General features: G+C 42.9%; 10 protein-coding genes, 1 tRNA gene and 1 other annotated feature. Of the genes, 4 read left to right on the forward strand and 7 right to left on the reverse strand.

What is annotated here, in order from left to right; translation table 11 throughout:
- Positions 1 to 22: 22 nt before the first annotated feature.
- Positions 23 to 95, reverse strand: a tRNA-Gly gene (locus G596_RS0106560).
- Between the two features lie 121 nt (positions 96 to 216).
- Here G596_RS0106560 and G596_RS0106565 point away from each other — a divergent pair.
- On the forward strand, positions 217 to 1119 hold the full coding sequence (locus G596_RS0106565) for a TIGR01212 family radical SAM protein (RefSeq protein WP_022761042.1): 903 nt from the start codon (positions 217 to 219) through the stop codon (positions 1117 to 1119).
- Here the strand turns inward: G596_RS0106565 and G596_RS0106570 are convergent.
- Positions 1116 to 1934: a TrmH family RNA methyltransferase gene (locus tag G596_RS0106570; RefSeq protein WP_022761043.1), complete on the reverse strand. Its 819-nt coding sequence runs from the start codon at positions 1932 to 1934 to the stop codon at positions 1116 to 1118. The genes G596_RS0106565 and G596_RS0106570 overlap by 4 nt on opposite strands.
- A 107-nt stretch (positions 1935 to 2041) precedes the next feature.
- On the opposite strand from G596_RS0106570, the gene G596_RS0106575 reads away from it, so the two are divergent.
- The 3 genes from G596_RS0106575 to ileS all read left to right on the forward strand — a co-directional run bounded on the left by G596_RS0106575 (position 2042) and on the right by ileS (position 8016).
- On the forward strand, positions 2042 to 2968 hold the full coding sequence (locus G596_RS0106575) for a phosphatase PAP2 family protein (RefSeq protein WP_022761044.1): 927 nt from the start codon (positions 2042 to 2044) through the stop codon (positions 2966 to 2968).
- A gap of 14 nt (positions 2969 to 2982) precedes the next feature.
- Positions 2983 to 4503, forward strand: coding sequence for a hypothetical protein (locus G596_RS0106580; protein WP_022761045.1), 1521 nt, complete (start codon positions 2983 to 2985; stop codon positions 4501 to 4503).
- Between the two features lie 60 nt (positions 4504 to 4563).
- Positions 4564 to 4788: a binding site (T-box leader), on the forward strand.
- A gap of 36 nt (positions 4789 to 4824) precedes the next feature.
- Complete coding sequence (ileS, locus tag G596_RS0106585; RefSeq protein ID WP_022761046.1) at positions 4825 to 8016, forward strand: isoleucine--tRNA ligase; 3192 nt, start codon at positions 4825 to 4827, stop codon at positions 8014 to 8016.
- Between the two features lie 108 nt (positions 8017 to 8124).
- Here ileS and deoC read toward each other — a convergent pair whose 3' ends face one another.
- The 5 genes from deoC to G596_RS0106610 all read right to left on the reverse strand — a co-directional run bounded on the left by deoC (position 8125) and on the right by G596_RS0106610 (position 12884).
- A complete protein-coding gene (deoC, locus tag G596_RS0106590; protein ID WP_022761047.1) occupies positions 8125 to 8784 on the reverse strand; it encodes a deoxyribose-phosphate aldolase in 660 nt (219 codons plus the stop codon).
- 17 nt (positions 8785 to 8801) lie between these two features.
- Positions 8802 to 9236, reverse strand: coding sequence for a cytidine deaminase (locus G596_RS0106595; RefSeq protein ID WP_022761048.1), 435 nt, complete (start codon positions 9234 to 9236; stop codon positions 8802 to 8804).
- Between the two features lie 66 nt (positions 9237 to 9302).
- On the reverse strand, positions 9303 to 10247 hold the full coding sequence (locus tag G596_RS0106600) for an ABC transporter permease (RefSeq protein WP_022761049.1): 945 nt from the start codon (positions 10245 to 10247) through the stop codon (positions 9303 to 9305).
- Between the two features lie 4 nt (positions 10248 to 10251).
- Positions 10252 to 11346 (reverse strand): ABC transporter permease, encoded by a 1095-nt coding sequence (locus tag G596_RS0106605; RefSeq protein ID WP_022761050.1) that lies wholly within the window; start codon positions 11344 to 11346, stop codon positions 10252 to 10254.
- A 2-nt stretch (positions 11347 to 11348) separates the two neighbouring features.
- Positions 11349 to 12884, reverse strand: coding sequence for an ABC transporter ATP-binding protein (locus tag G596_RS0106610; RefSeq protein WP_022761051.1), 1536 nt, complete (start codon positions 12882 to 12884; stop codon positions 11349 to 11351).
- Positions 12885 to 12939 lie beyond the last annotated feature (55 nt).

Consider the following 12939-nt stretch of genomic DNA (forward strand, 5'->3'; position numbering starts at 1 on the left):
ACCACAATATTTGATTTTAAAGAGCGATAGACGGGGCTCGAACCCGCGGTCTCCACCTTGGCAAGGTGGCGCTTTACCAACTAAGCTACTATCGCATATATATTAAGTCGCATCTGCAACGCAAGTTATATAATACACAAGGATATATGTATTGTCAACAAGAAATTTGATATTATATGCATAATATGAAAATACGCAAAAAGAAGAGTGTTGATAATGGCTATCAGGTTATCCGATTATTTGAAAAATAAATATGGCGAGAAGGTTTACAGATTATCTCTGACTTCAGGTTGTACATGTCCGAACAGAGACGGAAGCATAGTTTTGCCTGACGGGACACATCTTACCGGGGGCTGTACCTTTTGCTCGGAGGGCGGCTCCGGAGAATTTGCAGCTGACATTGCTTCTGTGGATGAACAGATAGAAGATGCTAAAAGACGAATACAAAATAAAACCGATGCGAGGAAGTTCATAGCATATTTTCAGTCATATACCAATACCTATGGAGATGTAGACAGACTAAAAAAGCTGTATCTTGAGACAATCCAAAGAGAAGACATTGAGATTCTCTCTATAGGGACAAGGCCTGATTGTCTTGAAAGAGAAGTGCTTCAAATGCTGAGGGAGCTAAGGGAGATAAAACCAGTGTGGATTGAGCTTGGCCTTCAGACGATTCACGAGGAAACTGCTGAGCATTTTCACAGGGGATATACTATCGAGGTATTTGAGGAAGCATATAAAAATCTTAAAGAAGCAGGGATAGAAGTAATTGTTCATGTGATTTTCGGATTACCCGGTGAGACTAAGGAGGATATGCTGGAAACTGTAGGCTATCTTTCAGATTTGGAGCCTTCGCTTGATGGAATAAAGTTGCAGAATCTGCAGATACTGAAAGGAACTCAGATGTATGAGGAGTACAAAGAGAATCCTTTTCATATTTTGACACTGGATGAACATGCAGAATTAATTATGGAAAGTCTGAAAATGCTTCCCGGAGATACGGTAATCCACAGAATGACCGGAGATGGTCCAAGGCGACTACTTGTAGAGCCGCTTTGGAGTCTTGATAAAAAGAATGTGCTAAATACCTTAAACAGAAGGACAAAGGGGCTGCTTTAACGAGACAGAGCCCAGAATGCTACAGCACTGGCAGCAGCAACGTTGAGGGAATCAACGTCATGTGACATAGGAATTTTCACACAATAATCGCAGGCATCTATGGTCTCAGGTAAGAGTCCGTCTCCCTCAGCACCGAGGAATACAGCAAGTTTTTCGGAAGCGGTTATCTCCGGATCGTCTATGGATCTGGAATTATCACGAAGAGCCATGGCCACGGTTGAATAGCCAAGAGCTTTCAAGACCTCCATGCTTCCTGTTTCCGGAAGAAACGTCCAGGGAATCTGGAATATCGTACCCATGCTTACGCGTATTGCGCGGCGATATAAGGGATCCGTACAGCCATGAGAAAAGAGAACAGCATCCATGGAAAGTGCAGCGGCGCTTCTAACAATTGCACCTGCGTTGGTGGGATTTGTCACATTTTCAAGAACGGCTACTCTTCGCGCATTTTTGCAAACATCGTCTACAGACGGAAGAGGCCTTCTTTTCATAGCACAAAGCACACCGCGTGTGAGGTGGAAACCGGTAATGGATGTGAGAATACTGTCACTTGCAGAAAATACAGGAACTTTAAAGGGAAGAGACGCAAGTTTTTCTAAAACCAAAGAGGCTTCACCTCTGATCTGATTATTTTCGATCAGCACAGAAATCGGCTCATAGCCGGCGATCAATGCGCGCTCTATTACCTTCGGACTCTCAGCAATAAAAATGCCCGGAGCAGGTTCATTTATGCGGTATAGCTGTACTTCGGACTGCTCGCTGTAAACTGAAAGCCCGGCTGATTCAAGATTGGTTGTTTCAATTATTTGGATCATCTTTTTCTCCCTGACCAATAATAAAAAAGTATAGCACAAATTGGAAATGGCGGAATTCATCTGATAAAATAAAGAAGTTAATAAGTAATTTGAGGAGACTTTTTCTTATGGGGAATACTTTTTATTTTGGTTTTGAGCCACAGCTGATGGAATGGCTTCAAAATTTATTAGGAGAGGCCGGAGCCGGTTTTATTTCGCACTTTTCAGCACTTGGAGAAGAGACGGTCCTTCTTTTTATATTGGGATTTCTTTACTGGTGCTATGACAAGCAGTTTGGAATCTATATCGGGACAAATGCGGTATTAGGAGGGGTGCTCAATCCTCTGATAAAAAATATTGCACTAAGGCTAAGGCCCTATATGGTTCATGAAAATATTAAGTGCTTCAGGCCTGTGGAAAAATCGGGAGCTCTGGATGATATTTCTGCGCAGGGTTACTCTTTTCCGAGTGCTCATTCAATGAATTCGGCAACAGTGTACGGATCACTTGCAGGGTATCTGAAAAACCGATTTGTTCTAATAATTGCTATTATAATTCCTTTTCTTGTAGGAATATCTAGAGTAGTTGTCGGAGTTCATTATCCTACGGATGTTTTGACGGGATGGGCCACCGGTATTGCCATTGTATTCATCGTTCCTCTTATCTACGAAAAGGTCGGGGAAGAGAGACGCTCACTGTTAAATCTTATATTCTTTGCGGTATCTTCAATTGGATTTTTCTATTGCAAAACATCGGATTACTATACAGCTATGGGAGTTATGGCCGGCTTTTATCTGGCTATAGAATTTGAGAAAAGATTTGTTAATTTTGAAGAGACAAGAAAACCGCTTGAAATAATTATAAGGCTTGTGGGAGGAGCGGCTGTTTATCTGGTACTAAATACTGCTCTTAAGCTTCCTTTTTCAAAGGAATTTCTTGCATCCAACACCACGGGTGCTTTTATGGTGAGATTCATCAGGTACACAATAGTTGTGTTTGTGATGCTTGGTGTTTATCCAATTCTTTTCAAGTTCTTTAAGAAAAAAGAAAACTGAAGCCGGAGATATAAATGAGAGAGTCTGATTATACTTTTGAATCGGAATCAAAATATATATTCAAATGCTGCTTGCTGACCATAATCATGTTGGCACTTATTGTTCCGGTTATCTATATTGCAAGGTATGCCTTTCCCTGGGCAGATGATTTTACTTACGGTGCGCTGCCTCATAGGGCATTTGTTCATACAGGTTCTGTGCTTAAGGCTATAGGGGCAGCTTTTGAAGATACATTTGATACATATTTTGGATGGCAGGGGACGTATACCTCCTGTTTTCTGATGGAGCTTCAGCCTGCGGTTTTCAAGACAAAGTTCTATCACCTGACCGCATTTATTATGCTTGGAGCGATGTTTTTATCGTACTTTGCGCTTTTTAAGGTGATAGGGAAAGATGTCTTAAAAACAAACAGGATGAATTATCCGCTGTTTTTATTGACATTTCTTATCACTGTTGAACTTGTGGATGGAAAGGCAGAGGGTTTTACCTGGTATAACAGCGCCGTTCATTATACCTTTGGACATGCTTTATTTGTGCTTTTTCTGGCACTTCTTCTGAAGAATTCCTTTATTCGTGAAAAATCCATGCTATTAACAGTGCTTTCATCTCTTGCGGGATTTCTGGCTGCAGGAGTTAATAATATAACTGTTTTTGGCGGACTTCTTTTTATCATCATGGTAGTTTTGTTTGCGCTGTTAAGCCAGCTCCTGTCTGGTGACAAGGACTGCTCACATATTAAAAGAGCGATTATCCCTTCACTGAATTATTTTGTGGGGACAGCCCTGAATCTTCTTTCGCCGGGTAATAAAAACCGCATGGCAATGGCAAACTCCGTAAAAAACAGCGTATTTGTCACAGTAAGGAATTCTTTTGTACTGGGATTTCATTTTGTTCTTCGTCATATAAGTATTGAAGTTCTGGGATTTGCGATTCTCGCAGGAATCCTTATATGGAGAACTTTTCTGGAGCTGCAGAAAAAGGATGCGGTAAAGTTTAAGTTTCCTTTGCCCGGTGTGATTACAGTACTTAGTTATTGCCTGATTTCAGCTCTGTATTCGCCTTTTGCATATATTGGAAACTCAGAGATTTCAAAAGTGTACATAGAGGAGCAGCTCTCTGTTAACAGGGTATCGAATTCGGTCTTCTATGTTTTCATATTGCTTATAGTTCTGAATGTGTTTTATTTCACTGGATGGATTTTTGCAAGAAAAGAGCAGGGATATAATAGAACTCTGGTAAGAGCGTTAAGTGCGGCAACAGTTTTCGTGATAGTTGCAGCGTGTATCCGAGTGATAATTCTGTTTCCCGGAAGGTATCTTACATCCGCGGCGATTACGAGTTTGAAGGATAATACAGCGCAGCAGTACGGGGAGATTATGCAGGAAAATACGAGAAGACTTACGGGTGATGAGCAGAATGTCGAGATTTTGCCTATAACAGTCGATCCTGATATTCTTTATCCCCATGACGGCTCACCTTATAAAGACGGGGCAGTTTTATTCTATGAAAAGGAAAGCGTTTATTATAATGAATAAAATCTATACATCCTATTGACTTTTTTTAATACTATGAATAAAATATTTTTTAATTGTATAGAAAAAGCTGTGACGAAGACAGTATATATTTATAGAAAGCTTCAGAGAGCCTGCGGATGGTGCGAGCAGGTGCAAGTACAGAATATAGAAAATCACTTCTGAGCTGCATGACTGAACTACAGTAAGTCATGACGGAGTCTCCCCGTTACGGAGAATCATATAAAACCGTAAATTCGGGGAGTATGCGTAAACAGGTGGTACAGCGAGTTCAGACTCGTCCTTTTTACAGGACGGGTCTTTTTTAATCGAAAGGAGTCTCAAATGTATAAGAAGGTTGACACTGATATGAATTTTGTCGCCCGTGAAAAAGAGATCGAGAAATTCTGGAAAGATCAGGATATTTTCCAGAAGAGCGTAGATACTCGCAGCAAGGGTGAGATGTATATGTTCTATGACGGACCGCCGACTGCAAACGGTAAGCCGCATATCGGACACGTGCTCACACGTGCTATCAAGGACATGATCCCGAGATACCGCACAATGAAGGGTTACACTGTTCCCCGTAAGGCAGGCTGGGATACTCACGGTCTTCCGGTTGAGCTTGAGGTAGAGAAGCTCCTCGGTCTTGACGGAAAAGAGCAGATTGAAGAATACGGTATGGAGCCCTTCATCAAGAAGTGTAAGGAATCCGTATGGAAATATAAGGGAATGTGGGAAGATTTCTCTGGAACAGTTGGTTTCTGGGCAGACATGGATCATCCCTACATCACCTATGATGATAACTTCATCGAGTCCGAGTGGTGGGCTCTTAATGAGATCTGGAAGAAGGGTCTTCTTTACAAGGGCTTCAAGGTAGTTCCTTACTGCCCTCGCTGTGGTACACCTCTTTCATCACACGAGGTTGCACAGGGCTATAAAGTGCTCAAAGAGCGCACAGCTGTTGTTCGCTTCAAGGTTAAGGATGAGGATGCATATTTCCTTGCATGGACAACCACACCCTGGACACTTCCTTCAAACATCGGTCTTTGCGTAAACCCTGATGAGAAGTATATCAAGGTTAAGGCAGCAGATGGCTATACATATTACCTCGCTGAGGCACTTGCTGATACAGTACTTGGATCACTTGCCAAGGAAGAGGGTGAGAAGGCTTACGAAGTTCTTGAGACTTATGTAGGTACTGACCTCGAGTATAAGGAATACGAGCCTCTTTACCAGTGTGCAAAGGATGAAGCAGACAAACAGCACAAGAAGGCGTTCTTCATATACTGCGATAACTATGTAACGATGTCAGATGGTACAGGTATCGTACATATCGCTCCTGCATTCGGTGAAGATGATGCTCGTGTCGGAAGAAAATACGATGCTCCTCTTGTACAGATGGTTGACGGCGAAGGTAAGCTTAAGCCTGAGACACCTTTTGCCGGAATGCGCTGCAAACCCACACAGAAGGAAATGGATGAGGGTGCTATCAGTGCGGATCCTGAAGTACTTAAGGATCTCGATAAGAGAAGTCTTCTCTTCTCAGCACCTAAGATGGAGCATGATTATCCTCACTGCTGGAGATGTAATACACCCCTTCTTTACTTTGCACGTTCCTCATGGTTTATCAAGGTAACAGAGGTTAAGGATGATCTCATCAGAAACAACCAGGAGATCAACTGGGTTCCCGAATCAATCGGTAAGGGACGTTTCGGTGACTGGCTTGAGAATATTCAGGACTGGGGTATCTCCCGTGACAGATACTGGGGAACACCTCTCAATATCTGGGAGTGCGATGACTGTGGCCACCAGCTTTCAGTAGGATCAAGAAAAGAGCTTGCTGAACTTTCAGGAGATCCTTCTGCTGAGACTACAGAGCTTCACAGGCCTTATATCGATAAGTTTGAGATCACCTGCCCTAAGTGCGGCAAGAAGATGCACAGAGTTAAGGAAGTTATCGACTGTTGGTTCGATTCAGGTGCAATGCCTTTCGCTCAGCTCCACTATCCTTTTGAAAATAAGGAGCTCTTCGAGAAGCAGTTCCCTGCTCAGTTCATCTCTGAGGCTGTAGACCAGACAAGAGGTTGGTTCTACTCACTCCACGCAGAGGCAACACTTCTTTTCAATAAGCCTGCATTTAAAAATGTTATAGTACTCGGCCTTGTGCAGGATGAGAACGGACAGAAGATGAGTAAGTCAAAGGGCAATGCGGTTGATCCGTTTGAGGCTCTTGAGAAATACGGCGCAGATGCAATCAGATGGTACTTCTATACAAACTCTGCTCCCTGGCTTCCTTCAAGATTCGCAGGTAAGACAGTTCAGGAAGGACAGAGAAAGTTCCTCGGAACACTTTGGAATACCTATGCATTCTTCGTGCTTTATGCAAATATCGACGGATTTGATGCTTCCAAGTACACACTTGAGAAGGACAAGCTCACTGTAATGGATAAGTGGATTCTTTCCAAGATGAACACCATGATCGGTGAGGTTGATAAGAACCTTGAGAATTACAGAATTCCTGAAGCAGGAAAGGCACTTGATGCATTTGTTGATGATCTTTCCAACTGGTATGTAAGAAGATGCCGTGAGCGTTTCTGGGCTAAGGGAATGGAGCAGGATAAGATTTCTGCTTACATGACTCTTTACACAGCACTTGTAAACGTATGTAAGGCAGCAGCTCCCATGGTTCCTTTCATGACAGAGTCTATTTACCAGAACCTTGTAAGAACAAGTGATGCTTCAGCTCCTGAGTCAATCCATCTCTGCGATTTCCCTGAGGTTGACAGCAGCTTCATCGATAAGGAACTCGAGGAGAACATGGATGAAGTACTTCAGATCGTAGTTCTTGGCCGTGCTTGCAGAAATGCAGCTGCAATCAAGAACCGTCAGCCTATCGGACAGATGTATGTTAAGGCTGAGAAGACAGTTTCTGAGTTCTATCAGGAGATCATCGAGGATGAGCTGAATGTTAAGAAGGTAGTCTTTGCGGATGATGTAAGAGATTTCACAACATACACCTTCAAGCCTCAGCTTAAGACAGTAGGACCTAAATACGGTAAGGTACTCGGCGGAATTAAGGAGTATTTGGGATCACTCGACGGAAATAATGCAATGGATGAGCTTAAGGCTAACGGAGCTCTTAAATTTGAAGTTAACGGAACAGCAGTTGAGCTTACTGAGGAAGATCTCCTCATCGATATGGCTCAGAAGGAAGGCTTCGAGAGTACAGAGGATCATGGCATCACAGTAGTTCTTGATACCAATCTTTCAGAGGAGCTTCTTAACGAGGGCTTCATGTATGAGGTTATCAGTAAGGTTCAGACAATGCGTAAGGATTCAGGCTTTGAAGTTATGGATCACATCAAGCTGTCTGTAAACGGTAATGACAAGATTGCTCAGATCGTTAAGGATAATGCTGATTCTATTTCAACCAAGGTTCTTGCTACTGAAATCGTATATGACAATGATGTAGCAAACGCTAAAGAATGGGATATCAACGGCGAGAAAGTAACTATCGGTGTTGAGAAACTGTAAATAAAAAAGCCCCCGGCAGTGTGGTTTCCACAAAAAGCGATTATGCGTATTTTGCAACGAGCTTTTTGTGGGAATTACACCGTCGGGGGGCTTTTTTATGTCGGGTTATTATATCAGGTTTTCGTCCTTTACAATCTTAACGATTCTGCTGGTTCCAAGTCTGTCAGCGCCAAGCTCCATGAACTTTTCAGCATCAGCAATACTTCCAATTCCGCCTGCAGCCTTCATTTTTACGTCAGGACCAACATGCTTGGCAAAGAGTGCGATGTCATCAAATGTAGCACCTGCAGTAGAGAAGCCAGTGGAAGTCTTGATGTAATCAGCCTTAGCCTCTGTAACAAGCTCGCACATCTTAATCTTTTCTTCATCTGTAAGGAGGCAGGTCTCGATGATAACTTTAAGGATGTGGTCACCGCAGGCAGCTTTGATTGCCTTGATTTCATTCAGAACATAGTCATAATTCTTAGCTTTAAGTTCACCGATATTGATAACCATATCGATCTCATTTGCGCCTTTTTCAATAGCATCCTTTGTCTCGAATACCTTTGTCTCGGTTGTCATGTTTCCGTTGGGGAAACCGATAACTGTGCAGATATTGAGCTTTCCGTTTGTGTAGTCATGAACGCGCTTGATGTAGCAGGGAGGAATGCAGATAGAAGCTGTCTCGTATTTCATGCCGTCATCAGCAATCTCTTTTATCTGATCCCAGGTTGCTTCCTGCTTTAAAAGTGTGTGATCACAGTGATTTAAAATTGTTTTGATATCCATTTCATATCCTTCTTTCTTTATTGATAATCCTTCAAAAAACTCATATTTTTAGGACCAAAGCCCAGGGGCAGTAATTCAGCAAGCTTGAATATTTTGTAGTTTTTTGGATCGTTTGTACCAAGTATTACCTCAAAGGTCTCGGGATCAACAAATTCATTGAGCGCCTGTCTGCATACTCCGCAGGGAGCGCAGATCGGAAGTTCTTCCTGATTATCGGGACCACCTACAATAGCGATTGCTGTAAAATCCCGCTCTCCTTCACTTACTGCTTTGAACAGTGCTGTTCTTTCTGCGCAATTAGTTGGTGTGTATGCAGCATTTTCAATGTTACAGCCAAGATAAACCTTTCCGTCCTTCGTAAGGAGGGCGGCACCTACGGCGTGGTGCGAATAGGGTGTATAGGCCATTTTTCTGGCCTCAAGAGCCTTTGAGATAAGGTCTTCATGTGTCATGTCAGTACCTCTGCATTATGTTATTTAATGTCACATCCCTAAATTATTGGGACATAACAGCTGGCATCAGCGCTGTCCCTTATCGTAAGGGATACCTTCAGCCTTAGGAGCTCTGGAGTTCTTGGAAGTAAATGCAAGAACGAGCAGTGAAATCACGTAAGGCATAATGTTATAAACTGTTCCTGAAATCGGAAGTGCGTGCAGGAAACCGATACCCATGTATACGTTTGATAAGGATCTGAAAACAGCAAACAGAATTGCTGACCATGCTATTCTCTCGGGCTTCCATTGACCAAAGATCATAACCGCAAGAGAAAGGAAGCCGGCACCTGCAACACCGTAATCAAAATGCCAGGTTGAGTTAGCGGCAGCGATGTAGATGATACCGCCGATTCCTGCAAGGAATCCGGAAATGATTACACCGGCATATCTCATTTTGTATACATTAATACCAACTGAATCTGCTGCATGAGGATGCTCACCGCAGGCACGAAGTCTTAACGCAAACTTGGTCTTGTAAAAGACAACTATAGCAATTACAAGAAGTAATGCGGCTACAACAACAAACCATGATAGCTGCAAAGGTCCAATGCTAAACATGAAGGCATCATGTCCTCTTACATAGTCAAGTTTTGCTGAGAAATCAGAACCGTTTGATCTTGCAGTATTAAATGCCTTGATAATAACTGTTGCAGCGGCTGTAGCAAGCATGTTAAGCGCTGTACCGATAAGAGTCTGGTCCGCATTAAAGTTAATACAAGCGACAGCTATAAGCAGTGATGAAACCATGCCGGCTAATGCAGCGGCGATAAGGGTAAGTGATATTATGGTGAACTTCGATGCATCGGAAGGGAGAAGCACCATTACCATAGCACCTGCCATGGCACCGAATACCATGATACCCTCAAGACCCAGGTTGATTATACCGCTTCGTTCTGAGAACATACCGCCAAGAGCAACAAGAATCAAAACGGCGGAGAATATAAGTGTGTACTGAATAAGTAATGCCATATCCTTACACCTCCTTCTTGCTAGTCTTTTTTGCGGGCTTATTGAGTATTGTCTTGAAGAACAGTACGAAGCCGCACAGGTAAATGATTATTGCTATCATCAGATCTGCAACCTGAGGGTTGTAATAATTTGTATTAAGATACTGTCCGCCCTGAGTTATATAGGTTACGAACAGACCGGCAAATATTGTTCCTATAGGATGAAGACCGCCGAGGAAAGCAACAGCTATTCCTGAAAAGCCCATTCCGGGAACTGAGGAAGCAATCTTGTAATGCTCAATGCCTGTGAGATAGTAAAGTCCTGCAGCAAGTCCGGCGATGGCACCTGAAATCATAAGGCTAAGGATGATATTTCTCTTAGCATTCATTCCGGCATATTTAGCAGCATCCTTGCTGTGACCTGTTGCCTTGAGCTCATAGCCGAAGGTGGTCTTGTTGAGAACAAAGAGAATCAGAATGGCTATGATAATTGTGAGAGGAACGGCAATTGTCATATATTTGTTTTTACCGAAAAATCCGCTCATAAAGGCAGGCAGGAGACTTGCCCCCTTAACGTTATGGGTCTCTGATTTAGTAGTATCCATAACGGTCTTATTGCCGAGAATAATGTTGCATATATAGAGTGCAATCCAGTTCAGCATGATACCGGCGATAACCTCGTTGACATTGCAATATGCTTTGAAGAAACCGCAGATACAACCCCATACAGCTCCTGCAAGAATTGAACAGAGTATGCATAAAAACCAGTTCCAATGAAGGGCAAGCGCGGTGTACAGGCAGGCAATTATGCCAACTGTATACTGACCGGCGCATCCTATATTGAAAAGACCTGTCTTGAATGCGAACAGAATAGCTTCAGCACAGAGGATTACAGGTACGGATTTTACCAGCACCGATCCCAGTGCACTCATCAGTTTCTTCTGGTTACCGGCAAATTTAAAGAAATTTCGAAGGATTGCAAACATTCCTTCTGCCGCATGCTCGGGATTCATCAGAAGAAGAATTATATATCCGAGAAAAATACCGAGTATTGCACATAGAACGGATGCAAGCAGAGTCTGAAATCCGGGTTTTTTAAATATACTTGTCTTTTCGTCCACGATTATGCCTCCTTTCTTGTGTCACGCTTAGCGCCGGACATGTAAAGTCCGAGTTCCTGAAGGGTCGTAGTCTTGGGATCGACTTCACCGACTATTTCACCTTCGTATATAACAAGGATTCTGTCAGAGAGATTCATGACTTCATCCAGTTCCAAAGAAACAAGAAGGATAGCAGTTCCTGCATCGCGTTCCTTTACGATTTCTTCATGTATTGTCTCAATAGCACCTACGTCAAGACCTCTGGTGGGCTGAACCGCTATAAGAAGCTTGTGGTCTTTATCCATCTCACGGGCTATGATGGCTTTCTGCTGGTTACCACCTGACATGGATCTTACGATAGTTGAAGAACCCTGTCCGGAGCGAATATCAAATTCCTCGGAAAGTTTATCCGAATATTTTCTCATCTCAGCCTTCTTTAAAAGACCGTTCTGAGAAAACTTCGGCTCGAAGTATCTCTGGAGGATCATGTTCTCCTCAAGGGTATAATCGAGGATTAATCCGTGTTTATGTCTGTCCTCCGGAATATGGCTCATACCATGTGTGTTTTTGTAACGAATGGACTTGTCGGTGATATCCTCGCCAAGAAGAGTGATCTTACCGCTGGAGATATTATCGAGTCCCGTGAGGGCACCAACAAATTCTGTCTGTCCGTTACCGTCGATACCGGCAATACAAACAATCTCACCGGCGCGAACGTTGAAGGATACATTGTGCACAGAGTCGTTGGAGTGGAGTTTACTTTTTACACAAACATTTTCAACCTTAAGTACTTCTTCTGCAGGCTTTGCTTCGCTCTTTTCAACAGCAAATTTGACGTCGCGGCCAACCATCATGGAAGAGAGTTCTTCCTTAGTAGTGCTCTTAACGTCTACAGTTCCGATATATTTACCTTTTCTGAGAATCGAGCAGCGATCTGCTACCTGCATGATCTCATTGAGCTTGTGGGTGATGAAAAGAATGGACTTTCCTTCAGCGGCAAGTTCCTTCATGATTTTCATCAGCTCGTCGATCTCCTGAGGAGTCAGAACAGCAGTGGGCTCATCGAAGATCAGAATCTCATTGTCCCTGTAGAGCATCTTCAGAATTTCAACTCTTTGCTGCATTCCTACGGTAATATCCTCAATAAGGGCATCGGGATCAACCTTAAGATTATATTTATTCGAGAGTTCGAGAACCTTTTTTCTGGCATCCGCTTTTGTCAGAAAACCAAATTTGCTTGGCTCGGACCCAAGAATGATATTGTCTAAAACAGAGAAAATCTCAACCAGCATGAAGTGCTGATGAACCATTCCGATGCCGAGAGCAGTAGCATCGTTGGGATTGGCAATTTTAACTTCCTTGCCGTCTTTTTTGATCACACCTTTTTCAGGTGTGTAGAGACCAAAAAGAACACTCATAAGTGTTGACTTTCCGGCGCCGTTTTCCCCCAAAAGTGCATGGATTTCGCCGCGCTTTAGCTGCAGAGTAATATCGTCGTTAGCTATTATGCCGGGAAATTCCTTCGTGATATGCAACATTTCAATTACATAATCTTCCATAAGTAGCACACCTTTCTGTATTTTTTGCATGAAAAACATGAATTCCGACCGGAAT

Origin of the sequence: Butyrivibrio sp. AD3002, assembly GCF_000420905.1 — a bacterium.
In the GTDB taxonomy this organism is placed as follows: Bacteria; Bacillota; Clostridia; order Lachnospirales; family Lachnospiraceae; genus Butyrivibrio.

What these genes read in the sequence shown, in the direction of transcription:
- G596_RS0106565 (WP_022761042.1), top strand. Translation starts at nt 217, where the DNA reads ATGGCTATCAGGTTATCCGATTATTTGAAAAATAAATATGGCGAGAAG.
- G596_RS0106570 (WP_022761043.1), bottom strand. Translation starts at nt 1,934, where the DNA reads ATGATCCAAATAATTGAAACAACCAATCTTGAATCAGCCGGGCTTTCA.
- G596_RS0106575 (WP_022761044.1), top strand. Translation starts at nt 2,042, where the DNA reads ATGGGGAATACTTTTTATTTTGGTTTTGAGCCACAGCTGATGGAATGG.
- G596_RS0106580 (WP_022761045.1), top strand. Translation starts at nt 2,983, where the DNA reads ATGAGAGAGTCTGATTATACTTTTGAATCGGAATCAAAATATATATTC.
- ileS (WP_022761046.1), top strand. Translation starts at nt 4,825, where the DNA reads ATGTATAAGAAGGTTGACACTGATATGAATTTTGTCGCCCGTGAAAAA.
- deoC (WP_022761047.1), bottom strand. Translation starts at nt 8,784, where the DNA reads ATGGATATCAAAACAATTTTAAATCACTGTGATCACACACTTTTAAAG.
- G596_RS0106595 (WP_022761048.1), bottom strand. Translation starts at nt 9,236, where the DNA reads ATGACACATGAAGACCTTATCTCAAAGGCTCTTGAGGCCAGAAAAATG.
- G596_RS0106600 (WP_022761049.1), bottom strand. Translation starts at nt 10,247, where the DNA reads ATGGCATTACTTATTCAGTACACACTTATATTCTCCGCCGTTTTGATT.
- G596_RS0106610 (WP_022761051.1), bottom strand. Translation starts at nt 12,884, where the DNA reads ATGGAAGATTATGTAATTGAAATGTTGCATATCACGAAGGAATTTCCC.